Origin of the sequence: Rhodococcus sp. DMF-1 (assembly GCF_021441945.1) — a bacterium.
Taxonomy (GTDB): Bacteria; Actinomycetota; Actinomycetes; order Mycobacteriales; family Mycobacteriaceae; genus Rhodococcus; species Rhodococcus ruber.
Genome location: NZ_CP090442.1, coordinates 5,046,981 through 5,072,951, shown reverse-complemented (window position 1 = coordinate 5,072,951; position 25,971 = coordinate 5,046,981). Strand labels below are relative to the sequence as shown.

Annotated in this window: 23 protein-coding genes; 15 read left to right on the top strand and 8 right to left on the bottom strand. The window is 69.4% G+C overall.

All coding sequences use genetic code 11. The features are described 5' to 3' along the window. Positions 1-186: 186 nt before the first annotated feature. Positions 187-1,461, bottom strand: coding sequence for a PucR family transcriptional regulator (locus LZP97_RS23235; protein ID WP_048773689.1), 1,275 nt, complete (start codon positions 1,459-1,461; stop codon positions 187-189). A gap of 306 nt (positions 1,462-1,767) precedes the next feature. On the opposite strand from LZP97_RS23235, the gene LZP97_RS23230 reads away from it, so the two are divergent. The 5 genes from LZP97_RS23230 to LZP97_RS23210 all read left to right on the top strand — a co-directional run bounded on the left by LZP97_RS23230 (position 1,768) and on the right by LZP97_RS23210 (position 7,766). Further along, positions 1,768-2,340, top strand: coding sequence for a VOC family protein (locus LZP97_RS23230; RefSeq protein ID WP_017681853.1), 573 nt, complete (start codon positions 1,768-1,770; stop codon positions 2,338-2,340). A 55-nt stretch (positions 2,341-2,395) separates the two neighbouring features. Then, positions 2,396-3,286: a fumarylacetoacetate hydrolase family protein gene (locus LZP97_RS23225; RefSeq protein WP_048773657.1), complete on the top strand. Its 891-nt coding sequence runs from the start codon at positions 2,396-2,398 to the stop codon at positions 3,284-3,286. Beyond that, a complete protein-coding gene (locus LZP97_RS23220) occupies positions 3,279-5,045 on the top strand; it encodes an FAD-dependent oxidoreductase (protein WP_048773655.1) in 1,767 nt (588 codons plus the stop codon). Before LZP97_RS23225 ends, LZP97_RS23220 begins: the two co-directional genes overlap by 8 nt. Before the next feature lie 97 nt (positions 5,046-5,142). Further along, the gene (locus LZP97_RS23215; RefSeq protein ID WP_048773653.1) at positions 5,143-7,131 is read left to right on the top strand and encodes an acetoacetate--CoA ligase; all 1,989 of its coding nucleotides are present in this window, start codon (positions 5,143-5,145) and stop codon (positions 7,129-7,131) included. A gap of 8 nt (positions 7,132-7,139) precedes the next feature. Continuing rightward, positions 7,140-7,766 (top strand): malonic semialdehyde reductase, encoded by a 627-nt coding sequence (locus tag LZP97_RS23210; protein ID WP_017681849.1) that lies wholly within the window; start codon positions 7,140-7,142, stop codon positions 7,764-7,766. An 11-nt stretch (positions 7,767-7,777) separates the two neighbouring features. Here LZP97_RS23210 and LZP97_RS23205 read toward each other — a convergent pair whose 3' ends face one another. Further along, positions 7,778-8,254, bottom strand: coding sequence for an Lrp/AsnC family transcriptional regulator (locus LZP97_RS23205; protein WP_048773687.1), 477 nt, complete (start codon positions 8,252-8,254; stop codon positions 7,778-7,780). 265 nt (positions 8,255-8,519) lie between these two features. On the opposite strand from LZP97_RS23205, the gene LZP97_RS23200 reads away from it, so the two are divergent. The 3 genes from LZP97_RS23200 to LZP97_RS23190 are packed head-to-tail and all read left to right on the top strand — an operon-like array spanning position 8,520 to position 12,391. After that, positions 8,520-10,871: a transketolase-like TK C-terminal-containing protein gene (locus tag LZP97_RS23200; protein ID WP_152693033.1), complete on the top strand. Its 2,352-nt coding sequence runs from the start codon at positions 8,520-8,522 to the stop codon at positions 10,869-10,871. A gap of 42 nt (positions 10,872-10,913) precedes the next feature. Beyond that, positions 10,914-12,068: a 2-oxo acid dehydrogenase subunit E2 gene (locus tag LZP97_RS23195; protein WP_048773651.1), complete on the top strand. Its 1,155-nt coding sequence runs from the start codon at positions 10,914-10,916 to the stop codon at positions 12,066-12,068. 23 nt (positions 12,069-12,091) lie between these two features. Further along, entirely contained in the window at positions 12,092-12,391 is a 300-nt protein-coding gene (locus LZP97_RS23190; protein WP_152693032.1) for a DUF3263 domain-containing protein, read from the top strand. 265 nt (positions 12,392-12,656) lie between these two features. Here the strand turns inward: LZP97_RS23190 and LZP97_RS23185 are convergent, their stop codons facing one another. The 3 genes from LZP97_RS23185 to LZP97_RS23175 form a co-directional block, all read right to left on the bottom strand. After that, a complete protein-coding gene (locus LZP97_RS23185) occupies positions 12,657-13,688 on the bottom strand; it encodes an aspartate-semialdehyde dehydrogenase (protein WP_048773649.1) in 1,032 nt (343 codons plus the stop codon). Between the two features lie 3 nt (positions 13,689-13,691). Continuing rightward, a complete protein-coding gene (locus LZP97_RS23180) occupies positions 13,692-14,957 on the bottom strand; it encodes an aspartate kinase (protein ID WP_003935350.1) in 1,266 nt (421 codons plus the stop codon). 267 nt (positions 14,958-15,224) lie between these two features. Continuing rightward, positions 15,225-16,442, bottom strand: coding sequence for a DUF4185 domain-containing protein (locus tag LZP97_RS23175; protein WP_010594959.1), 1,218 nt, complete (start codon positions 16,440-16,442; stop codon positions 15,225-15,227). 366 nt (positions 16,443-16,808) lie between these two features. Here LZP97_RS23175 and leuA point away from each other — a divergent pair, with 366 nt between their 5' ends. The 3 genes from leuA (at position 16,809) to LZP97_RS23160 (ending at position 20,058) form a co-directional block, all read left to right on the top strand. Continuing rightward, on the top strand, positions 16,809-18,617 hold the full coding sequence (gene leuA / locus LZP97_RS23170) for a 2-isopropylmalate synthase (RefSeq protein ID WP_010594958.1): 1,809 nt from the start codon (positions 16,809-16,811) through the stop codon (positions 18,615-18,617). A gap of 132 nt (positions 18,618-18,749) precedes the next feature. Further along, positions 18,750-19,124 carry an SHOCT domain-containing protein gene (locus LZP97_RS23165; protein WP_010594957.1) on the top strand — a complete coding sequence of 125 codons (375 nt, stop codon included), beginning with the start codon at positions 18,750-18,752 and terminating at the stop codon, positions 19,122-19,124. Between the two features lie 151 nt (positions 19,125-19,275). Next, a complete protein-coding gene (locus LZP97_RS23160) occupies positions 19,276-20,058 on the top strand; it encodes a crotonase/enoyl-CoA hydratase family protein (protein WP_010594956.1) in 783 nt (260 codons plus the stop codon). On the opposite strand, the gene LZP97_RS23155 is transcribed toward LZP97_RS23160, so the two are convergent. Both LZP97_RS23155 and LZP97_RS23150 read right to left on the bottom strand, forming a co-directional pair. Beyond that, positions 20,055-20,591 (bottom strand): DUF488 domain-containing protein, encoded by a 537-nt coding sequence (locus LZP97_RS23155; protein ID WP_026138029.1) that lies wholly within the window; start codon positions 20,589-20,591, stop codon positions 20,055-20,057. The two genes, LZP97_RS23160 and LZP97_RS23155, sit on opposite strands and share 4 nt — an antisense overlap. A 68-nt stretch (positions 20,592-20,659) precedes the next feature. Beyond that, complete coding sequence (locus tag LZP97_RS23150; RefSeq protein WP_048773682.1) at positions 20,660-22,027, bottom strand: potassium channel family protein; 1,368 nt, start codon at positions 22,025-22,027, stop codon at positions 20,660-20,662. 156 nt (positions 22,028-22,183) lie between these two features. Between LZP97_RS23150 and LZP97_RS23145 the strand changes: the two genes are divergently transcribed. Together LZP97_RS23145 and LZP97_RS23140 are read left to right on the top strand one after the other, a co-directional pair. Continuing rightward, complete coding sequence (locus tag LZP97_RS23145; RefSeq protein ID WP_010594952.1) at positions 22,184-23,437, top strand: Mur ligase family protein; 1,254 nt, start codon at positions 22,184-22,186, stop codon at positions 23,435-23,437. Then, positions 23,430-24,137: a type 1 glutamine amidotransferase gene (locus LZP97_RS23140; RefSeq protein WP_010594951.1), complete on the top strand. Its 708-nt coding sequence runs from the start codon at positions 23,430-23,432 to the stop codon at positions 24,135-24,137. The genes LZP97_RS23145 and LZP97_RS23140 overlap by 8 nt, the downstream gene beginning before the upstream one ends. A gap of 180 nt (positions 24,138-24,317) precedes the next feature. Here LZP97_RS23140 and LZP97_RS23135 read toward each other — a convergent pair whose 3' ends face one another. Next, complete coding sequence (locus LZP97_RS23135; protein ID WP_010594950.1) at positions 24,318-25,043, bottom strand: ANTAR domain-containing protein; 726 nt, start codon at positions 25,041-25,043, stop codon at positions 24,318-24,320. 255 nt (positions 25,044-25,298) lie between these two features. Here LZP97_RS23135 and LZP97_RS23130 point away from each other — a divergent pair, with 255 nt between their 5' ends. Together LZP97_RS23130 and LZP97_RS23125 are read left to right on the top strand one after the other, a co-directional pair. Beyond that, a complete protein-coding gene (locus LZP97_RS23130) occupies positions 25,299-25,532 on the top strand; it encodes a hypothetical protein (protein WP_145961970.1) in 234 nt (77 codons plus the stop codon). Between the two features lie 209 nt (positions 25,533-25,741). Beyond that, on the top strand, positions 25,742-25,882 hold the full coding sequence (locus tag LZP97_RS23125; protein WP_017681531.1) for a hypothetical protein: 141 nt from the start codon (positions 25,742-25,744) through the stop codon (positions 25,880-25,882). The last annotated feature ends 89 nt before the right edge of the window (positions 25,883-25,971 follow it).

Below are 25,971 nucleotides of genomic sequence, written 5' to 3'. Positions count from 1 at the left end.
CGCGGGTCTGGAGGATGGGGCGCCGGGACCCGCTTCGACTGCTCTCACCACGGTGGCCGGCTGTGTTCTAGGACACAAGTAGACCGCACGGGTTGCGCCTTGCGCATTGGTGCGCAGCCTAAGGTTGCGCACCAACCTTGGTTTCCAGACCAAACTGCAGACGCAGGATGCCGGTACTGCCGAGCGCTACTCTCGGGCGAGCGGATCTCCGCGAAGCCACTCGTGAATGCGGAGCGCGGCACGCAGATCGGTGGTCGTCTCCCCCGAATGACCACACAGATTCAACGCCTTGTGCACGCGATAGGTCACCGTGTTCTTCGAGATATGCTCTGCCGCAGCCACCTTGGACAGACTGTGATCCATGTCGAGATAGCGGCGCAGCGTCGACCGAAGCTCCGCCATGCGAGGTTCGCGCTGCGCGAGCGGGCCCAGCAGCCGCGACGCGAACTGGTCTGCCGCGTCCGGATCCGACAGGAGCAACACCTCGAGTGCGACGTGTTCGTGGGCCACGGTGCAGGGACCCCGGCCCGGGTGAAGGCGGATCAGCCGTTCGACCGCCTTGGCTTCGGCATGGCTTCGACGGAAGCCCTCCACCCCGACCCCCGTCTCCCCTACCGTGACGAACACGTCGTCGAACATGGGGAGGGCACCCCGGTGCGGCGAACTCCCGGGGCGCACGGTTCCCCACGCCCATACCGTCTGGAGCCCGACCGGTAGTACCAACGAGGCCGACGCGGTGCCTCGCTCCCGCAGGACGGTGTCGACGACGGTGCGCAGATCCTGGGTGGAGTGCGGTCCGCCCCACGCGACGAGCGCAATGTGGGGGCCGGCGAGCGGATAGCCGAGAACCTTCTCGGCGTGGACCCGATCGACATCCTCGGCTCCCAGGATCTGGTTCACCAGATCGAATCGGGCCGCAGACACCCCCGCGGCCCAGACGCTTTGCTCTGCGATGAAAGCGGAGGCCGCCCCGGCCGTGAAGTCGTCGTGCACCTCGAAGAGCAACACCGAGATCCGCCGGAGTTCGGCACTGCTCTCCGTGGGCGGAAGCAAGAGAGTCGCCGCGTCGAGAAAGGCCGCGGCCAGGACGGCGTACCCCACGCGAATGGTACGCAGCAGGTCGTCGAGCTCCATACCTCGTCGGGCGAAGTCCCGGGCGATCTCGTCGACCTCGGCACTCGCCAGCGTCGTGTCGGACTCGCCGAGACCGGCCACCATCATCAGTGCGCGCAGTGCGGTGGAGGTGGTGGCTCGACGGATGGCCACCATGACAGCCGCCTCGTCCGCCAGGGCCGGAATCTTCCGGGCAATCCTGGCGGCGATGTCCTGACCGACCTCGACCGCCCAGGTCACCGCCCCGTCCCCGAGAGCCTCCCTGACGCGCTCGGCATCCGGGCTCAGCCACTCGCCCTCGGGCTGGGGTGCACGTGCTCCCGAGAGCTCATATGTCCAATGCGGCACTTCGGCATCCTTCCGATCCGGGCCGAGTACGGTGAGCACACGACTCTATTGGGCTCCAGACCAACTCTGTCCGGATTTCTTGGCTTCCAGCCCGTAGCCGCACAAGGCGACATCGGATGGAATTGTGCAACAGATCACATGGCAGAGACCACACCACGAACCCGTCCCGGCAGCGCCGTCGCTTCCCCAGACGGCAGCGTTCCCGTCCTGAGCACGCTGTTGCCCGGAGCGGCCCCCGTGGCGGTCCGCCCGGATTCGCCCGAGGTCTCGCACCGACGACCACGTTCAGCTCCGAAGGAGACACCGATGACCTCCACACCGAAGTTCGCTCACGTTGTGCTGCAGACCAGTCGTTTCGACGAGATGCGGGACTGGTACTGCACCGTCCTCGACGCTCACGTGGTCTACGAGGGCCACGGCCTGTGCTTCATCACCTTCGACGAGGAGCATCACCGCGTTGCTCTGCTCGGCGCCCCCGTCGAACTGGCGCCGCGCAACCCCGGAGCCGCCGGCATGCACCACACCGCCTACACCTTCGACACCCTGCAGGATCTGCTCGACCGCTACGACAGACTCAAGGCCGAGGGGATCGAACCGAAGGTGCCGATCCAGCACGGGGTGACCACGTCGCTGTACTACCAGGACCCGGACGGAAATTTCGTCGAACTGCAGATCGACAACTTCGCCACCCCGGAGGAGGCGACCGAGTACATGCACGGGCCGGAATACGGCAACAACCCCGTCGGTGTGTCGTTCGTCCCCGAGTTGATGCGTGAGGCGCTCGCGATGGGCACCCCGGTCTCGGAGATCACCACCCATGCCTGGGCTCTCGAGACCAGCCCCCATCTGCCCGATCCGATGGTCGCGCTCACCAGCTGACCCGACGGTCTCTACCGATACCGACACTCGATCGTCTCTCGAAGGATTCGTTCTCATGCGTGTGGCAAATCAATCCGGCCGGCTCACCCTCGTCGCGGACGGACGCGGCGTCGACGTCGAAACCGCCAGCGCCGGGCGCTTCTCCGCTGATCCCCAGCAGATCTTCGAGCGCTGGGACGAGTTCGTCTCGTGGGCCCGGACAGTGGACTTCTCGGATGCTGCTTCGGTGATCGAATCGGAGCTGCACGCTCCGGTTCCCCGGCCGGGCCAGATCTTCGCCGTCGGCGTGAACTACGCCGATCACGTCGAGGAATCCGGCCTCGAACTCCCGGATGCGCCCTTCGTGTTCACGAAGTTCCCCGCCGCGATCACCGGACCGTACGACACCATCGAACACCCCGGCGGCTCGGTGGACTTCGAGGTCGAACTCGTCGCGGTCATCGGTAAGGAAGCCCGCCACGTTCCCGTCTCGCAGGGCTGGGACCACGTCGCCGGCCTCACCCTCGGTCAGGACCTCTCCGAACGCGAGTTGCAGTTGTCCGGACCGCCGCCGCAGCAGTTCGCCCTCGGCAAGTCCTTCACCGGCTTCGCGCCGATCGGCCCCGTGCTGGTCACCCCCGACGAGTTCGCCGATCGTGACGACCTCGAGGTGAGCACCGTGCTCTCGGGTGAACTCATGCAGAAGTCCCGCACCCGGCATCTGATCTTCCCGATCCCGGTCCTGGTGTCCTACCTGTCGTCGATCGTGCCGCTGCGTCCCGGCGATCTGATCTTCACCGGCACCCCCGCGGGCATCGGCTTCACCCGCGAGCCCAAACGGCTCATCGGCACCGACGACGAACTCGTCAGCCGCGCCGAGGGTATCGGCGAGATGCGCCACCGCTTCGTCGCCACCGGCCGCCCCCACCCTCTCACCACAGTTTCCAGGAGCACGCACCATGTCTGACATCACCGTTCCCGTACTCGTCGTCGGCGGCGGCGGCTGCGGCCTGACCACCTCGATCCTGCTGTCCGAGCACGGCATCGACCACCATCTCGTCGAGCGGCACACCGGCACCTCGCCGCTGCCGAAGGCGCACTACCTCAACCAGCGCACCATGGAGGTGCTCCGGCAGTACGGCGTCGCGGACTCGATCTACGAGGTCGGCACGCCGCCGAAGAACATGGGCAAGACCCGCTGGGTGACCTCCCTGGGCGGCGACGGCGAACTCGACGGCCGCACCCTGTTCACCCTCGACTCCTTCGGAGGCGGGGGCCTCGAGAACAAGTACGCCGACGACAGCCCGTGCCTGTCGAGCAACTACCCGCAGGTGCGGCTCGAGCCGCTGCTGCGCGCGCACGCCGAGCAGCGCGCACCGGGCTCGATCCACTTCCACCGGGAACTGGTCTCGTTCACCCAGGACGACGACGGCGTCGATGCGGTCATCCTCGACCGGGACACGCAGCAGACCTACACCGTCCACGCCCAGTACCTGGTCGCCGCGGACGGCGGCAAGACCGTCGGACCCGAACTGGGGGTGACGCTGGAAGGCCCGACCGGGATCCTGGACATGGTCAGCACCCATTTCACCGCGGATCTGTCGCAGTACTGGGAAGACGACGTGCTGATCACCTGGCTGGTCAACCCGGAAGGGGCCGGCTCGTGGCACAGCGGCGCCATGGCCGCGATGGGACCGACCTGGGGCAAGCATTCGGAAGAGTTCGTCATCCACTTCACCTTCCGTCCGGACGATCCCAACCGCTTCGACGAAGAGGCGATCGTGCCCCGGCTGCGGGAACTGCTCGAGCTGCCCGACCTCGAACCGCAGGTGCACAAGGTCAGCCACTGGATCCTCGAAGGGGTCCTCGCCGACAAGTACCAGGTCGGCCGGATCTTCCTCGCCGGGGACGCCGCCCACCGGCACCCCCCGACCACCGGTCTCGGGCTCAACACCGCCATCCAGGACGCCCACAACCTGGTGTGGAAACTCGCCGCCGTCCTGCGGGGGGACGCCTCCCCCGCGCTGCTCGACACCTACGAACCGGAACGGCGCCCGGTGGGCATGCGCAACGTCGACTGGGCCATGTTCACCTTCCTCAACCACATGGTCATCGACGCCGGCCTCGGGCTGAGCCCCGATCAGCCTCTCGAGGTTCGCACCCAGGTGTTCCGCGACTTCTTCTCCGACACCCCGATGGGCGAAACCCGCCGGGCGCGGGCGTTCGAGGTCTCCAACACCCAGCGCACCGAGTTCCAGGCGCACGACCTCGAGATCGGCTTCGCCTACCAGGACGGCGCCCTGGTGCCCGACGGCAGCGACGCTCCGCCGCGGGACCCGATGGGCAGCGTGTACTTCCCCACCACCCGCCCCGGCCACCGACTTCCCCACGCCTGGATCGAGCACCACGGCCGCCGGGTCTCCACCCACGACCTCACCGGCACCGACACCGCCTTCGCGCTCGTCACCGGCGCCGAGAGCGAGGCCTGGGTGACCGCGGCCGACACGGTCGAGAAGAAGTTCGGGATCCGTATCAAGGTCGTCACGATCGCCGACGGCGCCGACTACACCGATCCCACCGGCCGATGGAACGAACTGCGCGAGATCGCAGAAGACGGCGCGATCCTGGTCCGCCCCGACAACCACGTCGCCTGGCGCAGCGCCGAACGCGTCACCGATCCTGCCGACGAGCTCGCCCGCACCGTCGGCACCCTCCTGTCCCGCTGAATCGACGCCGTCCCGGCGACCGACTCCCCGCGCACTCACCAGCGCATGCTCGGTCGGTCGCCGGGGTGGCAGACCAGTCGAAAGGAAACCCCCACCGATGTCCGGTCCCGAGCCCGAACTGTTGTGGTCTCCCGCTGCCGAGCGGGTCGCCACCTGCCGGATGTCGCGGTACCAGCGCTGGCTCGCCACCGAAAAGAACGTGCGCACCACCGATTACCGGTCGCTGTGGCACTGGTCGATCACCGACCTCGACGGGTTCTGGTCCTCGATCTGGGAGTACTTCGACGTGTCGGCCTCGAACCCGGGCTCGGTGGCCCTGGCCGAGCCTCGGATGCCCGGAGCGCAGTGGTTCCCCGGGGCGCGGCTGAACTGGGCGGAGAACCTGCTACGGCACATCGACGCCGACGGCCCGGCAATCGTCTCGCTCGACGAGAACGGCCACCGATCCGAGATCGGGCGGGCCCAGCTGGTGTCCCAGGTCGCCAATCTCGCCGCACAGTTCCGCGCCATGGGGGTGCGTCCCGGCGACCGGATCGCGGCGGTGCTGCCGAACATCGCGCCGACGGTGGTCGCGGTGCTCGCCGCGGCCAGCGTCGGCGCGGTGTGGTCGTGCTGCGCCCCGGACTTCGGTCTCAAGGGACTGCTGGACCGGTTCACCCAGATCGAACCGACCGTGCTCATCGGCGTCGACGGCTACCGGTTCAACCACAAGACCGTCGACCGCCGTGCCCTGCTCGCCGAGCTGCAGACCCAGCTGCCCACCGTCGCGCACACCGTCCTGGTCCGCACCCTCGACAGCACGACACCGCTTCCCGACGGTGTCCTCGATTTCGCCGAGCTGATCACCGGGGACGCGGAGCCCCGGTACGAGCAGGTGCCGTTCGACCATCCCCTGTGGATTCTCTACAGCTCCGGCACCACCGGACTGCCCAAGGGCATCGTGCACTCGCACGGCGGCATCCTGCTCGAATCCCTCAAGGCCAACGCGCTGCACTACGACCTCGGCCCCACCGATCGGGTGTTCATCGCCGCCAGCACCGCGTGGGTGGTGTGGAACATGCTCGTCGACGCCATGGTCACCGGCGCGACGATCGTCACCTACGACGGCAGCCCCACCGCCGACGGCCCGGACACCCTGTTCCGTATCTGCGGGAAGGAACGCGTCACCCGTTTCGGCACCGGAGCCGCCTACCTGACCTTGTGCGAGAAGGCCGGCGCCACCCCGGGTGCGGACGTCGACCTCGGCTCGCTGCGGTCGATCATGAGCACCGGCTCCCCGCTGCCCGAGTCCACCTGGACCTGGGTGTACGAGGCGGTCGCGTCCGATGTGCACCTCGGTTCCGACAGCGGAGGGACGGATGTGGCCACCGCGTTCGTCGGCGCCAATCCCCTCCAGCCGGTGTACACGGGCGAGCTGCAGGGGCCGTGCCTCGGTGTCGCAGTCGAGGCCTGGAATGCCGACGGAGAGCCGGTCACCGACGAGGTCGGGGAGATGGTCATCACCGCGCCGATGCCGTCGATGCCGATCTACTTCTGGAACGACCCCGACGGTCACCGCTACCACGACGCGTACTTCGACACCTTCCCCGGAGTGTGGCGGCACGGCGACTGGATCACCATCACCGGCCACGGCAGCTGCCGGATCCACGGCCGCTCCGATTCGACCATCAACCGCGGCGGTGTGCGGATGGGCTCGGCCGACATCTACCAGGCTGTCGAAGCCCTCCCCGAGATCGCCGACGCCCTGGTCATCGGCGCCGAACTCCCCGACGGCGGCTACCACATGCCCCTGTTCGTCGTGCTCCACGACGGTCACGACCTCGACGACGCTCTCGTCGACAAGATCCGCACCACCATCCGCACCGAGGTTTCACCGCGTCACGTACCCGACGAGATCATCGACGTCCCGGCCGTACCCACCACCCGCACCGGCAAGCGCCTCGAGGTGCCGATCAAGAAGCTCATCCAAGGGGCGTCGCCGGAGAGTGCACTGAACCGGGCCACCGTCGCCGATACCGATGCCTTGGACTGGTACATCGACTACGCCAACGCCTTTCACCGCTCTCGCCAGACACGACATCAGTGAGGACTGCCGTGACCGACACCGTAGAGAACCCTGCACCCCACCGGCTCGAGCCTGTCGAAGAACGGGCACTCGAGGCGTTGTTCACCGCGGCGCGGACCGCGAACTCCTTCGCACCCATCCCGGTGTCCGACGACCAGCTCACCGAGATCTGGGAGTTGGCGCGGTGGGCACCGACGGGGGCGAACACCCAACCGCTGCGAACAGTGTTCGTTCGCAAGGAATCCGGGCGCGATCGTCTGGTCACCCACATGAACGACGGCAACAAGGCCAAGACCGCTTCGGCTCCGGCCACGGCGATTCTCGCCGTGGACACCCGGTTCCACGACCATATGGGCACCCTGCTGCCGTTCAAGCCCGAACTCGGGCAGCTCTACGAATCGAACGAGGCAGTCCGGTCGGCCACCGCCCAGCTGAACGCGGCGCTACAGGCCGGCTACTTCATCCTCGCCGTGCGGGCTCGCGGTCTCGCGGCCGGGCCGATGAGCGGCTTCGACGCCGCCGCCCTCGATGCGGACTTCTTCCCCGACGGGCAGTGGCGGTCGCTGCTGGTCGTCAACATCGGACACCCCGGTGAGAACCCGTGGTTCGAGCGGCTTCCGCGGCTCGAGCACAGCGAGTGCCTGCGCTGGGAGTGATCGTGGATTGCCTACTCCGCGAGGGTGTCGAGCAGTGGCCGCACCCGGTAGTCCACCATTTCGCGCATCACCAGGGCCGTGGTGGTGCGTTTGACGCCCTTGATGTTCAGGATGTCCCCGGCGATGCGATACAGATCGTCGGCGTCCCGGGCCGCGACGTGGACGAGCAGGTCGGCGACACCGCTGAGGCCGTGCACTTCGAGGACCTCGGGTATCGCGTCGAGCGCGGCTCCGACGCGGTCGAGTTTGCGCTGGGTGACGTTGGTGAGCACGTACGCCTGCAGCGGATACCCGAGGATGGCCGGGTCGACGCGGCGTTCGAACGAGCGCAGCGCCCCCGCCTCGTCGAGCTTGCTCAGGCGTGCTTGAACGGTGTTGCGGGACAGACCTGTTCGTTCTGCTATGGCCATCACAGTGGCACGCGGGTCGTCGGACAGGGCGGTCAGGATTCGCGCGTCTATCCGGTCGGCTCGGTGTGTGCTTGGCACAGTGCCCACCTCCCTCTCGTCCACACCCGCCGGCGGGGTGCATAATGCTCAATTTTCGGTTCCAGTATTGCGCAAACAGACACCCACTGGTGGACTGTTGTCACACCCCGCAGGTCGGGCAGCCTCCCAGACACGATCCGGTCGGCCTCCCGATTCCTTCGCCGCTCGGCCCCTTCTCATCCGTCGCCGGCCGAGCCGGCTCCCCCCGGCGCCCGATGCAGTAGCCCTGCCCGGTTCCGCGTTGTTGTCTTCAAGGAGAGTTCCGATGTCCCAGCCCGTGTCCTTCGACTCCGTGACCTCGTACCCGACCGGCCAGGTCGGTGCGTGCGAGGACCTCGCCGCCCTCGAGGCGATCCGGCAGCGGGTGTTGTGGCTGTCGACCTCGATGATCCACCACGCGAACCGGGTCCGCCCCAACCCCACCGGCCTGAAAGTCGGTGGCCATCAGGCGTCCTGCGCGTCGATGGTCTCGATCATGACCGCCCTGTGGTTCGAGCACCTGCGTCCCGGCGACCGGGTCTCGGTCAAACCCCACGCGTCTCCGGTGCTGCACAGCATCAACTACCTGCTCGGCGAACTGGACGAGAAGTACCTGACCACCCTGCGCGAATTCGGGGGCCTGCAGTCGTATCCGAGCCGGGCGAAGGACCCGGACCCGGTCGACTACTCCACCGGGTCGGTCGGGATCGGTGCCACCGCCCCGATCTGGGGGGCGATGGCCCGCCGCTACGTCGACACCCACCTCGCCGGCACCGGCCGCGGCCGGCAGTACTCGCTGGTCGGCGACGCCGAACTCGACGAGGGCGCGGTCTGGGAGGCCATCCTCGATCCCGGGATCACCGACCTCGGGGAGGTGGTGTGGATCGTCGATCTGAACCGCCAGTCCCTGGACCGGGTGGTGCCCAACATCGCCGCCCGCCGCCTGGAGAAGATGTTCGACGCCGCCGGCTGGCAGGTCGTCACCGTCAAGTTCGGCACGCTGCTCGAAGAACTGTTCACCCGACCCGGCGGGGACGGGCTGCGCACCCGCATCCTGGACATGCCGAATCCGGAATACCAGCGGCTGCTGCGCTGCACCCCGGCCGAGGTCCGCGACCGGCTGCCCGGCGACGGCCCCGGCAGCACCCAGATCGCCGAGCTGATCGCCACCCTCGACGATGCGACCCTGACCGCCGCGGTCCGCAACCTCGGCGGGCACGATCTGCAGGCCCTGTCGCAGGCGTACCGGCAGATCGACGACACCCGCCCCACGGTGATCATCGCCTACACCATCAAGGGCTACGGCCTGCCCACCGAAGGGCACCCGCAGAACCACTCCGCGCTGCTGACGGTCGACGAATACACGCAACTGGCCTCGAGTCTGGGAATGGACCCGCAGCACCCGTGGGGCCGGTTCGCGGCCGACACCGCGGCAGGACAGCTGTGCCGGAGCGCCGCCGACCGGCTGCGGCGCGACCCGATCCCGGCGCTGCCGGCCCTGACGCTGCCCACCGACATCGGCCGCACCCCCAAGGGCACCGCCACCACCCAGGCCGCCCTCGGCCGGGTACTGCTGGACCTGACCCGCGAAGCCCCCGAGGCCGCCGGGCGGGTGGTCACCGTCAGCCCCGACGTCAGCTCCACCACCAACCTCGGCGGCTGGGTGAACAAGGTCGGGGTGTGGTCGGCGGCCGAGCGGCACAACTGGTTCGCCGACGACGCCGAGACGATCATGCACTGGAACGAGCGGCCCACCGGCCAGCACATGGAACTCGGCATCGCCGAAACCAACCTGGTCGGACTGATCGGCGAACTCGGCGCCACCTGGAGCCGCTGGGGCCAGCCGCTGCTGCCCATCGGGGTGCTCTACGACCCGTTCGTCGAACGCGCCCTCGAGCCCTGGTCGTACGGCATCTACGCCGGCGGACAGTCCATCCTCGTCGGCACTCCCTCCGGGGTCACCCTCGCCGCCGAGGGCGGTGCGCACCAGTCGATCAAGACCCCGTCGATCGGTCTCGAACAACCCGGCTGCATCAGCTACGAACCGGCCTTCGCCCTCGACGTCGAATGGACCCTGCTCGCCTCCCTCGCCCGGCTCGGCCGCCCCGACGGCACCTCCGCGTACCTGCGGCTGTCGACCCGCCCGGTCGATCAGACCCTCGCCGCCGTGCCCACCGACCCGGCCGCGCGCGAACGCCGCCGCCGCCAGGTCGTCGCCGGCGGCTACCCGATCCGGCGCCGCGAGGGCGCGCAGGTGACGATCGTGGCGATGGGCGCGATGCTCACCGAGGCGCTCGCCGCCGCGGACCGGCTCGAGGCCACCGGGGCGCCGGCCGACGTGCTGTGCATCACCAGCCCCGGACTGCTGTTCGAGGCCTGGCAGGCCCGCCAGGGCCGCGGCCACGGTGAGAGCTGGATCCTCGATCAGCTCTTCCCCGCCGACCGCGCCACCCCGATGGTCACCGTCCTCGACGGCCACCCCCACACCCTGGCCTTCCTCGCCGGCATCAACCGGGTGCGCAGCACCTGCCTCGGCGTCAGCCGCTTCGGGCAGGTCGGCGGGCTCGACGATGTCTACCGCTACCACGGCATCGACACCGACAGCATCGTCGCCGCCGCCCTCGACCTCCTCCCCTGACCTGGCACCGTTCCCGCATCACCGGAGACAGAAGAGACCCCCATGACCACCGGACAACTCACCGGCACCACCGTGCGCATGCCGGCCCTCGGGGACAGCGTCGACGAGGGCACCGTCACCCGCTGGCTCAAACAACCCGGCGACCACGTCACCGCCGACGAACCGCTGCTCGAGGTCGCCACCGACAAGGTCGACACCGAAATCCCCGCGCCGGTCACCGGTGTCCTGCAGCGGATCCTCGCCGAGGAGAACGACGTCGTCGCCGTCGGCGCCGAGTTGGCGATCATCGCCGAACCGTCCACCGGAGCGGTGAACCCGTCCCCCGTTCCTTCCGTATCGGCACCCGCGGCGGCTCCGGCATCCCCGGTCGCGGCGGTGCCCCCGGTGCCGGGGGCGGCGGCTTCTCCCCTGCGGCCGTCGCCCCCGGCACCGCCCCCCACTCCGACAGGTGCTGCCTCGCAACCGAAGGACTCCGGATCCGGTGGCACCACGGTGGAGAAGCTGCCCCGCATCCGCCGCACGATCGCCCGGCGGATGGTCGAATCGCTGCAGACCGCCGCGCAACTGACCACGGTGCTCGAGGTGGACGTCACCGCGATCGCCCGGCTGCGGGCCGCCCACAAGGACGACTTTCTGCGGCGGACGGGGATCAAGCTGTCGTTCCTGCCGTTCTTCGCCAAGGCCGCCGTCGATGCGCTCGCCGAGCACCGGGTTCTCAACGCCTCGCTGAACACCGAGGTCACCGAGGTGACCTACCACAACCACTGCCACCTGGGCATGGCCGTCGACAGCGACAAGGGTCTGATGGTGCCGGTCATCCGCGATGCCCACACGCTCGGCATCGAAGGACTCGCCCGGGCCGTCGCCGACAAGGCCGACAAGGTCCGCACCGGGAACATCTCCCCGGACGAACTGACCGGCGGCACCTTCACCCTCACCAACACCGGCAGCCGCGGCGCACTGTTCGACACCCCGATCCTCAACCAACCCCAGACCGGAATCCTCGGTGTCGGTGCCGTCGTCGAGCGGCTGGTACCGACCCGCCAAGACGGCGAAGTCCGCATCGACGTGCGCTCGATGGCCTACCTGTCGATCACCTACGACCACCGCATCGTCGACGGCGCCGACGCCGCCCGCTTCCTCACCACAGTAAAGAACACCCTCGAACACGGCTTCACCACAGCCGACCTGACCTGATCGCTCACCCGGAAGGAGCACACGTGCGCCCGGACGATCGCGCGATGCTGGCATTCGCCGTCGAATGGTCCCCCTTCGGCGGAGGAGACGAGTACATCCTTCCCGAATTCGGGCTCACCCCCGCGGTGTTCTACCAACGTCTTCTGGCGATGGTGACCACCACTCCGACGGATGAGGTGGATTTCGCGACCCGTACATTCCTACGACAGTTCTGCGTCTCGAAGCTGTCCCGTTCGACGCGACCCGCACGCCCCGCCTTCGATAAACCGATCGCTCCGCCCGAGGTTCGCCTGTCCCAGGCGACCGTAGAGAAACGCCCGTGAACACGACCACCGCCGCCACGGCAGCCGAACCCCACAACGACCACCTCATGCTCCCTCAGGGGAACCGGCCGTTGTTCGACGAATCCGATGAACCGGTCTCGTGGGAGGACCCGGTCTCGTCGGAGGACACAACCGCATCCTGATCGTCTCTGCCGGCGAAACCGGCACGAGGAACGCCGCGCCCATGCGTCGACGTCCCCCGAGAACGACGAGGGGGAGGTTGCCGGCGACGTGTCGCGGCAACCTCCCCCTCGGGGCGAAGAACCTACACCAGCAGCTCGGCGATCTGAATGGTGTTGAGGGCGGCGCCCTTCCGCAGGTTGTCCCCCGAGACGAACAGCGCGAGACCGCGGCCGTCCGGCACACCCGGATCCTGCCGGACCCGGCCCACCAGCGACGGATCCTGGCCGGCGGCCTGCAGCGGCGTCGGAACATCCACGAGGCGCACGCCGGGGGCGTTCGCGAGCAGTTCGTTCGCGCGCTCGACCGACAGCGGGCGTTCGAACTCGGCGTTGATCGACAGCGAGTGACCGGTGATCACCGGCACCCGCACGCAGGTACCCGAGACCAGCAGATCCGGCAGCCCGAGGATCTTGCGGGACTCGTTGCGCAGCTTCTGGTCCTCGTCGGTCTCGCCGCTGCCGTCGTCGACGAGCGAACCCGCGAGCGGCAGCACGTTGAACGCGATCGGCGCGACGTACTTGTCCGGGGCCGGGAAGTCGACGGCGCTGCCGTCGTGCACGAGCTTCTCGGCGTCGCCGATGACGGCGCGGGCCTGGCCGAGCAGCTCCTCGACGCCGGCGATGCCGCTGCCGGAGACCGCCTGGTAGCTCGAGACGATCAGCCGCTGCAGGCCGGCTTCGTCGTGCAGCACTTTCAGGACCGGCATCGCGGCCATGGTGGTGCAGTTCGGGTTGGCGATGATGCCCTTCGGCGGGTTCTTCGCCTCCTGCGGGTTCACCTCGCTCACGACGAGAGGCACCTCGGGGTCCTTGCGCCAGGCCGAGGAGTTGTCGACCACGACCGCCCCGGCGGCGGCGAACCGCGGCGCCTGGGCGCGCGAGAGCGTCGCACCGGCCGAGAACAGGGCGATGTCGATGCCCTTCAGATCCTCGTCGGAGGTCGCCGCGGCGTCCTCCACGACGATCTCCTCCCCGCGGAACGGCAGCTTCTTGCCGGCCGAGCGGGCCGAGGCGAAGAAGCGCACCTTGTCGGCGGGAAAGTTGCGCTCCTCGAGCAGGGTGCGCATGACGATGCCGACCTGGCCGGTGGCACCTACGACTGCGATGGTGGTCATGATCTACCGTCCCGTTCCGGCGTGGACGACGGCTTCCTCGTCGCCGCCGAGTTCGAAGGCGGCGTGCAGGGCGCGCACCGCGTCGTCGAGTTCGGTGTCGTCGACGAGCACCGAGATGCGGATCTCCGAGGTCGAGATGAGATCGATGTTGATGCCCGCGTCCGCGAGAGCCTCGCAGAACTTCGCCGTGACGCCCGGATGGCTCTTCATGCCGGCACCGACGAGCGAGACCTTGCCGATGTGGTCGTCGAACAGCACCTGGGTGAAGCCGATCTCCTCCTGCTGCTTGCTCAGCAGCTCCACGGCACGTGGGCCGTCGCTCTTCGGCAGGGTGAAGGTGATGTCGGTCTTGCCGGTCTCCACCTTGGAGATGTTCTGCAACACCATGTCGATGTTGATCTCGGCCTCGGCGACGGCGCGGAACACCTTCGCGGCGTAGCCGGGAGTGTCGGGCAGGCCGACGACGGTGACCTTGGCCTCGCCGCGATCGTGCGCGACGCCGGTGATCAGAGCCTCTTCCACGGGGATGTCCTCCATCGATCCGGACACGATGGTGCCGGGCTTGGTGGTGTACGACGAACGAACGTGCACGGGCACGTTGTAGCGGCGGGCGTACTCGACGCAGCGCAGCATGAGCACCTTCGCGCCGCAGGCCGCGAGCTCGAGCATCTCCTCGAACGAGACCTTCTCGAGCCGCTGCGCGTCCTTGACGATGCGCGGGTCGGCAGTGAAGACGCCGTCGACGTCGGTGTAGATCTCGCAGACATCGGCGTCGAGCGCCGCGGCCAGGGCCACGGCGGTGGTGTCGGACCCGCCGCGGCCGAGGGTGGTGATGTCCTTGCTGTCCTGGCTCACGCCCTGGAAACCGGCGACGAGGACGATGCTGCCCTCGTCGAGCGCGGTCCGGACGCGGCCGGGGGTGACGTCGATGATCTTCGCGTTGCCGTGGCTGCCCGTCGTGATCACGCCGGCCTGGGAGCCGGTGAACGAGCGTGCCTCGGCGCCGAGCGAGTGGATCGCCATCGCGACCAGGGCGTTGGAGATGCGCTCACCGGAGGTGAGGAGCATGTCCATCTCACGCGCCGGCGGGGCGGGGCACACCTGCTGAGCGAGGTCGAGCAGCTCGTCGGTGGTGTCGCCCATCGCCGACACGACCACGACGACGTCGTTGCCCGCCTTCTTGGTCTCGACTATCCGTTCAGCGACGCGCCGGATCCGTTCGGCCGTCGCGACCGAGGATCCTCCGTACTTCTGGACGACGAGTGCCACGCTGGCGAACCTCCGGGGTCTTGGGTGCAAGTCCAGGGGACCAGCTTACCGATGCGGCCCGAAGGGATGCGGCCCGACCTGCCCCGACCCGCCCCGCCCATCCGGCGGCAACCTCGGCAGCAGACCGTAATCGCCGGGCCCGAACGCGATCTCGGACGGCAACGGCAGCGGCGGGCGGGAGCGCCGGCGGACGCTGCGGGTCCGCGCGGCGGGACGCGGGTCCGCGCGGCGGGATGCGGCCGACAACGGCCGCTCGGGACGAGCGGCTCAGCCCGCGACGGTCGTGCGCAGCAGCATGACGTTGTAGTCGCTCCAGCGGGACGCGACGAAGTAGAGGTCGTTGCCGCTGGACCACGGGTGGATGTACGGCGCGTACAGGCCGCTGATCTGGGCACTGGTGACGAGCACGCGCGGCGCGCTCCACGGGCCCTCCGGCCGCGCGCTCGTGCGCATCTCGATCCGGCCGCCTTCCTCGTTGCCGTAGAGGAGGACGAAGGTGCTGCCGGTCCAGTGCACCGACATCTCGCCGACCGGGCCGTCGACGACGGGCACTGCCGCATCGATTCCGCCGAGCACCCAGCCGGTGCCGGTCCAGAACTCGTAGGCGCCGAGGTCTCGGATCTGCGCCTCGGGCACGCGGGAGACGTAGGCCGGTCCGAAGCGGCCGTTGGGCGTGCCGAAGTCGTAGACGTAGCCCTCGTGCTTGACGTACGCGTGCTGCTGGAACCCGGCGTTGCCGACGGCCAGCTGCTGGACGCCGGGCACCTCCACCGGTGTGTTGATCCGCGCGGTGGCCGGGTCGACGGTCCACGTCTCACCGTTGTCGGTCGAGTACGCGAGGGCGGAGGCGTTGGTCCACCATTCCCCGGGCTCGCCCCAGGCGCGCACCGACATGAAGTTGATGTACTGGGTGCCGCCGACGGCGACAGCGGCGGTGGGCACGACGGTGGTCTCGACCCCGTCGATGCCGATGCTGCCGAGGATCTCCCGGGCGAAGTTCGGGTCGGAGGCGAGCACCGGTGCGCCGGAAGAGGGATCGCCGGGGCGGGGCTCGGGCACGGCGATGCCGTCCGACAGCTCGGTGTCCGCGCTGCGCATGAGGATGTTGCGGCGCCATTCGTCGCCCTCGACCGAGCAGTCGCCGAAGGTGTCGCCGAAGGCCATGAGCACCTGGCGGCCGGGTCCGGTTTCACCGTTGTCCCACATGATTCCCAGATCGGTACCCGAGACGGAGAACCGGGTGTCGGTCCGGTTCGGGCTGCGCGGCCCGGTGACCCAGGCGACGGTGCGGGTGGGACCGGAGGTGATCGTCGGGAGCGGTCCCTGTGGTGTCCCGGCACCGGGGTTGCTGCTGCCGAAGCCGCTGCTTCCGGGTCCGGAATTCCCGCAGGGTTCGGCGTGGGCGGTGGCGGCGAACGGCACCGCGCAGCCGAGCGCCAGCAGCAGCGCGGAGGTGAACGTCGTCGCCGACCGGACCGCGCTCATGAACTCTCCTCCCGTCCGGGTGACCGGATCGCGTCTTCCGCAGGACTTCTGTGACAGGTGATTCTCATGTGACGAATGAGGTCAACGTATTGGACCGGCACGGACCGCGGCGGGGCCCTTCGTATCGATCGGGTCACGTTCGCGCGGGCCCGGCTGTTCGGGATCGGTTTCGAGATCGTTTATGGAATCCCTCACCTCCGGGTGGGCTCCGGCGGGGCCGGCGAGTACACTGCCTGGCATGCAGCGCGCGCTTCTCCTCGGCCGCCGCGGCGGGATCTGACCAGACCGGCTTCCCGTCGCGGGGTGTTGTCGCGCCGGTCGTATCCTCATCCGGACTCACCGGTCCCCATTTTTTGGAGCTACGTCATGTCACCCGCCGACGCATTCACCTCCGGCTCGCGCACGATCACGCCGCCGAGCAAGCCCGCCCCCGCCGATCAGCCGGCGTGGAACAAGCAGAAGAACTCTTCGATGCCGACCTACCGGTACCGGCCGTTCGCCGAGGAGGTCGAGCCGATCACGCTGCCCGACCGCACCTGGCCGGACAAGATCATCGACCGGGCGCCCGCCTGGTGCGCGGTGGACCTGCGTGACGGCAACCAGGCGCTCATCGACCCCATGAGCCCCGCCCGCAAGCGGCGCATGTTCGACCTGCTGGTACGCATGGGCTACAAGGAGATCGAGGTCGGCTTCCCGTCGGCGAGCCAGACCGACTTCGACTTCGTCCGAGAGATCATCGAGGACAACGCGATTCCCGACGACGTCACCATCCAGGTGCTGACGCAGGCCCGCCCCGAGCTGATCAAGCGCACCTTCGAGGCGTGCGCCGGGGCCCACTCGGCCATCGTCCACTTCTACAACTCGACGTCGATCCTGCAGCGTCGCGTGGTGTTCCGGGCGGACAAGGACACGGTCAAGAAGATCGCCACCGACGCGGCCGAGCTGGTGCTCGAGGAGGCGAAGAACCACCCCGACACGAACTGGCGGTGGGAGTACTCCCCCGAGTCGTACACCGGCACGGAACTGTCGTATGCCAAGGAGGTGTGCGACGCGGTCGTCGACACCCTGGGCGCGACCCCCGAGAACCCGGTGATCATCAACCTGCCGGCCACGGTCGAGATGGCCACGCCGAACGTGTACGCCGACTCGATCGAGTGGATGCACCGCAACCTGGCCAAGCGCGACTCGATCATCCTGTCGCTGCATCCGCACAACGACCGCGGCACCGGTGTCGCGGCGGCCGAACTGGGCTACCAGGCCGGCGCCGACCGCATCGAGGGCTGCCTGTTCGGCAACGGCGAGCGCACCGGCAACGTGTGCCTGGTGACCCTGGGCCTGAACATGTTCAGCCGGGGCGTGGATCCGCAGATCGACTTCTCCGACATCGACGAGATCCGCCGCACCGTCGAGTACTGCAACCAGCTGCCCGTGCCCGAGCGGCACCCCTACGGCGGTGACCTGGTCTACACCGCCTTCTCCGGCAGCCACCAGGACGCCATCAACAAGGGCATGGACATGATGAAGGCCGACGCCGATGCCGCGGGCACCGACGTCGACGACCTGACCTGGGCGGTGCCGTATCTGCCCATCGACCCGAAGGACGTGGGCCGCAGCTACGAGGCCGTGATCCGGGTCAACTCGCAGTCCGGCAAGGGCGGCGTGGCGTACATCATGAAGCACGACCACGGCCTGAACCTGCCGCGACGGCTGCAGATCGAGTTCTCGCAGGCGGTACAGCGCGTCACCGACGGTGAGGGCGGCGAGGTCAGCCCCAAGGAGATGTGGGACATCTTCCACGAGGAGTACCTGGCTCCGACCACTCCGCTCGAGCGGATGCGGCAGAAGGTCACGGCGGCCGAGACCGACGACGGCACCGACACCGTCACCGCGGTCGTGAAGTACCACGGCAAGGAACAGGAGATCACCGGGTCCGGCAACGGTCCGCTCGCGGCCTTCGTCGACGCCCTGGAATCCCTGGGCTACCAGGTGGCCGTCCGCGGCTACGCCGAGCATGCCATGTCGGCCGGCGACGACGCCCTCGCCGCCGCGTACGTCGAAGCGGACGTGACCCGGCCCGACGGCGTCACGACCCTGGTCTGGGGCGCCGGCATCGCACCGTCCATCACGACGGCCTCGCTGCGCGCGGTGGTGTCGGCGGTGAACCGGGCGCACTGAGCCCTCCGGGTCCCGCGAACGCCGGTCGATTCGGCAGGAATTCGGACGAATGCGGCGGTACTCTTCCCCGGGGAGTGCCGCCGCATTCCGCGTTTTCCCACCTCGCGCGTGCCCCACGAAAGGGAGCGTCACATGGATTTCTGGGACATCATCTGGTTCATCATCATCAGCTTCGCGTTCATCGCGTACCTGATGGTGCTCTTCTCGATCATCGGCGACCTGTTCCGCAACCACCAGCAGTCCGGCTGGATCAAGGCGATCTGGATCGTCTTCCTGATCTTCCTGCCGTTCCTCACCGCCCTGATCTACCTGATCGTCAACGGCAAGGGCATGGCCGAGCGGTCCGCACGGGAATACGCCCAGGTCAAGCAGGCCCAGGACAGCTACATCCGCGAGGTCGCCGGCAAGTCCCCCGCCGAGCACATCGCCGACGCCAAGGCGCTGCTCGACGCGGGCACCATCACCGAAGCCGAGTACCAGGCTCTCAAGGCCAAGGCGCTGTCCTGACCATCTGCTGCCTGCCGGAACGAGAACGTTAACGCCTCTCCTTCCTGAAGGCAGGAGATTCCCGGCTCAGACCGCAACCGCACCACCACCCGGAGGGAGGACGGCGCTTCCTCTCCCTCGTGAACGAGGGAGTATCCGCGCCGCACATCAGATGACACCGGATCCGGTGCTGGTCGACCGCGACGGCCCGGTCACGACGATCGGGATCAACCGTCCGGGGGTCCGCAACGCCGTCGATCGGGCGACGGCCGAGGCGCTGGCCGCCGCCTTCCGCGCCTTCGACGCCGACGACGGCGCGGCGGTCGCCGTGCTGCACGGCACCGGCGGCACCTTCTGCGCCGGCGCCGACCTGAAGGCGATCAGCGAGGGACACCCGAACCGGGTCGCCCCGGACGGGGACGGGCCGATGGGCGTGTCGCGGATGCGGCTGTCCAAACCCGTCGTCGCCGCGATCTCGGGGCACGCCGTCGCCGGCGGGCTCGAACTGGCCCTGTGGGCCGATCTGCGCGTCGCCGAGGAGGGGGCGGTCCTGGGCGTGTTCTGCCGCCGCTGGGGCGTGCCGCTGATCGACGGCGGCACGGTGCGGCTGCCGCGGCTCATCGGCGAGAGCCGCGCGATGGATCTCGTCCTGACCGGCCGTCCCGTCGACGCCGGCGAGGCGCTGAGCATCGGGCTGGTCAACCGGCTCGTTCCCGCCGGTCAGGCACTCACCGCGGCCCGCGCCCTCGCCGCCGAGATCGCCGCCTTCCCGCAGACCTGTCTGCGCCGGGACCGCCTCTCGCTGCTCGAGCAGCACGGGCTCGACGAGGACCAGGCGTTGCTCAACGAGTTCCGGCACGGCGCGGTCTCCCTGGCGCACGACACGCTCGAGGGCGCGTCCCGGTTCGCCGGCGGTGCCGGGCGGCACGGCAGTTTCGGTGAGCCCGGCACCTAGCCGTCCACATCCCCGCCGTCCCACACCACGTGCCCGTCCGCCCGCATGCGGGCACCCGGCGCCGCCTCGTGCGCCAGTAGACGGCCGTCGTGCATGAGGTGCTCGACGTCGTGGCCGAACCGCAGCACGACGACGTCGGCGACGAGGCGGCGGTGGCATCGCCACCACACGCTCTCGCTGCACATCATCGCGGTCCGGCGCCGCGCGGACTCCTCGAGCAGCCCGTCGAGCGCGTCGGCGAACTCCTCGGTGCGGGTGTGGGCGGCGTAGGCGGCGAACTGCTCGACCCGCCACCACGAGTCCTCGGGCGTCGTCCCGGCGGGGAGCCGTCGCCGGCCGCCGAGTCGCCGCTCGAGCCGGTAGCCGATGCCGGCATCGGCCAGCCATTGCGTCATCGCGTCGCTCGACAGGTCCGGGTTGCGCCGGCTGCCCGGGAAACGCCGGACGTCGACCAGCGACTCGACGCCGGCGGAATGCAGCAGCTCGGCCAGTTGCGTCCGGTCGAGCCGTCCGTGCCCCACGGAGAGCAGCATCGCGACGATTCCTCCCTCGGGTCGGGTTCCCTCCGGCATACCTGCCCCTCCGGCATACCCACCGGCGGCTACCGCATGCCCGCGCCCGCGACCGGCGCGTGCCGGCAGCCCCCCGGCGACGCGATCGGCAGTTCCTCGAACCGGCCGTCCGGAAGGCGCAGGTGCACATGCACCGCACCGGCGACCACCCCCAGCGGCTCGCGACCGAGCAGACGCGCGAGCACGTACGTCGCGCTCAGGCTCGTCACGTCGCGGATCACGCCCAGCGGCAGCAGCGAGCCCGTCTCGGCGAGCACCTCGCGTTCCCCGGCGCGCAAGACCAGCCGCAGGCCCGGTGCGATGCCCTGGACGGCGAGCGAGACCGCGACGTTGTCCCGGTCGTCGGACCCCACCGCAGCGAGCGCGACCGCCCGATGGACCCCGACCCGCTCGAGCAGCCGGCGGTCGCCGCCGTCGCCGACCACGGCGGGGATGTTCAGGTCGCGCACCAGTCGCAGGTTGCGCGCATTCGTGTCCCGCTCGACACCCACCACCGGGATGCCGAGGTCCCGCAGCTCCCGGCACAGCCGCAGACCCACCTGCCCGAGGCCCACGACGATCACGTGCCCGGAGCGGGGCAGCGATCGCGGGCCGAGCAGCGCGGTCAGGCGCGGACCCAGCAGCCGGTCCACCACCCCGGCGGTGAACATGGCAGTGAACACGATCGTCGCCAGCATCGCGGTGGACGCGATCGCGGCGTATGCCTCGTTGCCGTGCGGGTCGGCCGCCGGTCCGACCGTGGTGACCACGCGGACCGCCTCGTGGAACGCGTCGATCGTTCCCTTGCCCTCCCCGAAGGTCAGCCAGGCCCAGTCGCCGAACAGCACCGCAGCCAGCCCGAGCAGCCCGGCGAGCAGGATGCGGGTGCCGGTCTCGTGGGTGCGCAGCACCGCGGTGAGTTGCCCGGCCCACCGCTGCCACGCCATGCGGCGCGGCACCGCGACGGGCACCTCGTCGAGCACGTCACCGGCCGCGCGGATGCCGCGCGGTCCGCGGGTGGAGGTCACCGCCAGCAGGTCGGGTGCCACGCACGGCCCGGCCAGGGACGCCACGGCCAGGTCCGCCGGCGACGTCACGTCGCACTGCGGCAGGAACCGGGCGAGCTGATCGCCGATCGTGCGGTCGAAGATCGTCGCGACCATCGGGGCGTCCGGCTGCAGGTGCGCCGCGGCGAGCGCGTACCGCAGCGCCACCACGTCGTCCTGCAGGAGCACCGCGATCCCGGCGACCGGCGGCCGGTCCAGCAGGGCCCGCAGCTCGTCGTCGTCGGGCCGGGGCGCATGCCGCACGGTGCAGCCCAGGACGACGAGCGAGGCGCAGACCCGGCGCGCGACCGTGGTGTCGCCCACCACGACGTACGTCCCGGTGTTCCCGCTGGTTGTGTCCGCATCCGCCACGGCGACCACCTCCCCGCCCCAGGGGACCACGCCACCTGCGCGGATGCATCCGGCACCGCGGATGCTGTGAGCGATTCGCCCCGGCGCAGCGGCGTGTGACGGCGCGGACACGGCGGCGCTGCGGCGACGCCGGCGCCGCTGTGGAAAACTCGCGACGTGGGTACAAGCACTCGAATCACCGGGCGCGGGCGGCTGGCGCTGCGCGCGGCGAAGGCCGCCTCGTGGGCCTCGCAGAAGGCCGGGCGCGGCAAGGGCTCGATGATCGGCGGTCTCGTCGCGCTGAAGATCGATCCGCGGCTGATGGAGCAGCTCGGGCGCGGACGACGCACCGTCCTGGTGACCGGCACCAACGGCAAGTCCACCACCACCCGGATGACGGCGGCGGCGCTGGAGACGATGGACTCCGTCGCCACCCAGGCCGACGGGGCGAACATGGACGCCGGCATCGTCGCCGCGCTGGTCGCCAATCAGGAGGCGCCGCTCGCGGCGATCGAGGTCGACGAGTTGCACACCCCGCACGTCGCCGACGCCCTCGACCCCGAAGCGATCGTGCTGCTCAATCTGAGCCGCGACCAGCTGGACCGGGTGGGCGAGATCAACATGATCGAACGCAAGCTGCGGGCCGGTCTCGAACGGCACCCGGACGCGGTGGTCGTCGCGAACTGCGACGACGTGCTCGTCACCTCCGTCGCCTACGACCATCCGAACGTGGTGTGGGTGGCGGCGGGCGCCGGCTGGTCGGGCGACTCGGTCAGCTGCCCCCGCACCGGCGAGCCGATCCTGTGGGAGGACGGGCACTGGCGCAGCACGGGATCGGATTTCGCACGGCCCGAACCGGATTGGTGGGTCGACGACGACAATCTCTACGGCCCGGACGGGCTGGTGCTGCCGATGACGCTGACCCTGCCGGGGCGCGCCAACCGCGGCAACGCCGCGCAGGCGGTGGCCGCGGCGGTCGCCCTCGGCGCGGATCCGGCCGCGGCCGTCGCCGCCGCGGGTGTCGTCGAGGAGGTCGCCGGCCGGTACAAGACCGTGCAGGTGGGTCCGCATTCGGTGCACATGCTGCTGGCGAAGAATCCGGCCGGATGGCAGGAAGCCCTGTCGATGATCGACCCGACGGTCGACGGTCTGGTCATCGCGGTCAACGGGCAGGTGCCCGACGGGGAGGACCTGTCGTGGCTGTGGGACGTGCGGTTCGAGCACTTCGAGGGCGTGCAGGTGGTGGCCTCCGGCGAACGCGGTACCGACCTGGCCGTGCGGCTGACCTACGCCGGGGTCGAGCACACGCTGGTGGCGGATCCGGTCCGGGCCATCGCGTCGTGCCCGCCCGGACGGGTCGAGGTCCTGGCCAACTACACCGCGTTCCGGGATCTGAACACCGCCCTGGCGAAGGGAGCCGCGCATGTCTGAGTCCACCGTGCGGATCGGGCTCGTGCTGCCCGACGTGATGGGCACCTACGGCGACGGCGGCAATGCGCTGGTCCTGCGGCAGCGCCTGCGGATGCGCGGCCACGATGCCGAGGTCGTGTCGATCAACCTGACCGACCCGGTGCCCGACTCCCTGGATCTCTACACCCTCGGCGGGGCCGAGGACTCGGCGCAACGCCTCGCCACGCGACACCTGCAGCGACATCCGGGACTGCAACGGGCGGCCGGACGGGGGGCTCCGGTCCTGGCGATCTGCGCGGCGATCCAGGTGCTCGGCAACTGGTACCAGACGTCGGCGGGCGAGCGCGTCGACGGCGTCGGCCTGCTCGACGTGACCACCGCTCCGCAGCAGACCCGTGCCATCGGCGAGGTCGTGACCACTCCCCTCGTCGAGGGGCTGCACCTGCCGTTGACCGGCTTCGAGAACCACCGCGGCGGAACGACTCTGGGGCCGGAGGCTCGTGCCCTGGGCCGGGTCACCCGGGGTGTCGGCAACGGCGTGGGCGACGGCGTCGAGGGCGCCGTGCAGGGTTCGGTGATCGGCACCTACATGCACGGACCGGTCCTGGCCCGCAACCCCGAACTGGCGGATCTGCTGCTGGCACGCGCGCTCGGCGTGGACTCGCTGCCGCCGCTGGATCTGCCGGAGGTCGAGCAGTTGCGGCGTGAGCGGCTGGCCTGACCCGCCGTCCGTGAACACCCCGCGTCCGCGAACACCCCGGACAGGGGTTCGGCCCGGGAAATCGCTTTCGCGTTCACCGGGCCGGATCTCTGCTTCACGAGCCTCTGTCGTCCTCGGACGTCTGCTCGATTCGCACTACCGATGTTATCTGCATCACACCCCGAATGCAAGGGCGGAAACTCAACGGCGTCCCTTCATCTCGCGCGTCTCGCGGCGATGCTGGTCGACGACGGTGCGGGCCAGTTCCGCCACCTTGACGTTGACCTGCTGCGACGTCCGGCGGAGCAGCTCGAACGCCTGATCGTCGGAGATCTTGTTCAGTGCCATGAGAAGACCGACCGCTTTGCCGATCTCCCGGTTGCTCTCGATGCCGTTGCGCAGTGAGGCAATGTCCTCGCCCCGGGACGTGGCGGCGACGGCAACGGCCGCGAAGGCGGCCAGGACGCTGGCGTGGGTGGCGGCCGCGAGGTCGAAGGCCCCCGCCGTATCGGAGAACAGGTTCAGCGACCCGACCTTGCGGTCGTCGACTCGCAGGCGGAACCCCATCGCTCCACGCACGGGCGTCTGCGTCACGATGCCGGGAGCCAGATGCGGCCACTGCTCGGAGACGTTCAGGTCCGGCTCGATCTGAGCGGCGTCCTCCTCGATCGCGTCCAGGCACGGTCCCTCGCCGGTCGCGCGCTCGAGGTCGTCGACGTGCCGCGCGACGTCGTCGGAGGCACCGACGGTGACGTACGCCTTACCTTCCCGCAGCATGAGACTGGCATGGTCGCAGCCGGGCACCAGCATCGTGGCGGCCACGCAGATCGCCGTGTACGTCTCCGCAGGGCCCGCGCCGCGGTAGACGATCTCGGCGAGTGCGGTGAACACCGTCGCCGGATCGGCCGTGGACTGACCGTTCTGCATGTGCGCTCCTCGACCTCGTCGCCGCGCTTTCGACGCGGGGCTCGGATCGCCATTCAACCAGACACGCCGGAACGGCCGGCGCGTCGCGGGGAGCGCGGAGCCGCCTCCTACGTGCGGATCGCGGGCGATCGCGCGGACCCCTGAGCACAGTTGGACATCCGCTCGAGTAGCGCACGCCGCTGTGATGGGGTACAACACATCGGCATTGGTTTTGTGAACCAAGTCACGAATTGCTTGCAGGGGGATAAACCGAATATGACAGGCACGGCAACGCGCCACCACACCTCACGCTACGAGGACGTCCGGAGCGCCCCGATGGTGCTCGTGTCCCACACCGGCTCGTCGACGCCGGGGTGGCGCGCCGCTCTCGGGCACACGCTCGGCACCGCCGTCTCCGTCGGCGCCGCAGCCCTCATGGTCACCGGCCTGACCGCGGTCGGTGCGACCACCACCGTCACGGGTCTCGTGTCCTTCCTCCGGACGAACTGACCGTCCCGGTCGACCGAGCCCCGATCATCCCGACATCACAGACAGGAACACCACCACACATGCACACCTCCGCTGTCGCCGCGCCCCGTCGCTCCATGAGCACCGAGGAGATCAAGGCCCGCATCGAGGCCATGTTCGCGGACCGCGACCAGCAGGAGCGCCCGACGGCCGACTGACGATCGGGCCGCACGTCGAGAGGAGAAACCGATATGAACGCGAACGTGGTCGAGCTACTGCTGCTGCTCGGTGCCGCACTGGGCGGCACCGCAGCCCTCGAGGCCTACCTGGTGCGATCGGATTCCGCGCATCCGCACGTGTCCGACGACCTGGTCCGCCCGCCCAGGTACTGACGCGAGACCGCCCGTCCGGAAGACTCCCTTCCGGACGGGTCTTCTCATCCCCGGACGGCCCGGCCCGCGAAGCACGACGCGGGCCCGGT

What these genes read in the sequence shown, in the direction of transcription:
- LZP97_RS23185 (WP_048773649.1), bottom strand. Translation starts at nt 13,688, where the DNA reads ATGACCACCATCGCAGTCGTAGGTGCCACCGGCCAGGTCGGCATCGTC.
- LZP97_RS23215 (WP_048773653.1), top strand. Translation starts at nt 5,143, where the DNA reads ATGTCCGGTCCCGAGCCCGAACTGTTGTGGTCTCCCGCTGCCGAGCGG.
- LZP97_RS23175 (WP_010594959.1), bottom strand. Translation starts at nt 16,442, where the DNA reads ATGAGCGCGGTCCGGTCGGCGACGACGTTCACCTCCGCGCTGCTGCTG.
- leuA (WP_010594958.1), top strand. Translation starts at nt 16,809, where the DNA reads ATGTCACCCGCCGACGCATTCACCTCCGGCTCGCGCACGATCACGCCG.
- LZP97_RS23195 (WP_048773651.1), top strand. Translation starts at nt 10,914, where the DNA reads ATGACCACCGGACAACTCACCGGCACCACCGTGCGCATGCCGGCCCTC.
- LZP97_RS23225 (WP_048773657.1), top strand. Translation starts at nt 2,396, where the DNA reads ATGCGTGTGGCAAATCAATCCGGCCGGCTCACCCTCGTCGCGGACGGA.
- LZP97_RS23125 (WP_017681531.1), top strand. Translation starts at nt 25,742, where the DNA reads ATGAACGCGAACGTGGTCGAGCTACTGCTGCTGCTCGGTGCCGCACTG.
- LZP97_RS23130 (WP_145961970.1), top strand. Translation starts at nt 25,299, where the DNA reads ATGACAGGCACGGCAACGCGCCACCACACCTCACGCTACGAGGACGTC.
- LZP97_RS23230 (WP_017681853.1), top strand. Translation starts at nt 1,768, where the DNA reads ATGACCTCCACACCGAAGTTCGCTCACGTTGTGCTGCAGACCAGTCGT.
- LZP97_RS23155 (WP_026138029.1), bottom strand. Translation starts at nt 20,591, where the DNA reads ATGCTGCTCTCCGTGGGGCACGGACGGCTCGACCGGACGCAACTGGCC.
- LZP97_RS23200 (WP_152693033.1), top strand. Translation starts at nt 8,520, where the DNA reads ATGTCCCAGCCCGTGTCCTTCGACTCCGTGACCTCGTACCCGACCGGC.
- LZP97_RS23220 (WP_048773655.1), top strand. Translation starts at nt 3,279, where the DNA reads ATGTCTGACATCACCGTTCCCGTACTCGTCGTCGGCGGCGGCGGCTGC.
- LZP97_RS23160 (WP_010594956.1), top strand. Translation starts at nt 19,276, where the DNA reads ATGACACCGGATCCGGTGCTGGTCGACCGCGACGGCCCGGTCACGACG.
- LZP97_RS23165 (WP_010594957.1), top strand. Translation starts at nt 18,750, where the DNA reads ATGGATTTCTGGGACATCATCTGGTTCATCATCATCAGCTTCGCGTTC.
- LZP97_RS23135 (WP_010594950.1), bottom strand. Translation starts at nt 25,043, where the DNA reads ATGCAGAACGGTCAGTCCACGGCCGATCCGGCGACGGTGTTCACCGCA.
- LZP97_RS23140 (WP_010594951.1), top strand. Translation starts at nt 23,430, where the DNA reads ATGTCTGAGTCCACCGTGCGGATCGGGCTCGTGCTGCCCGACGTGATG.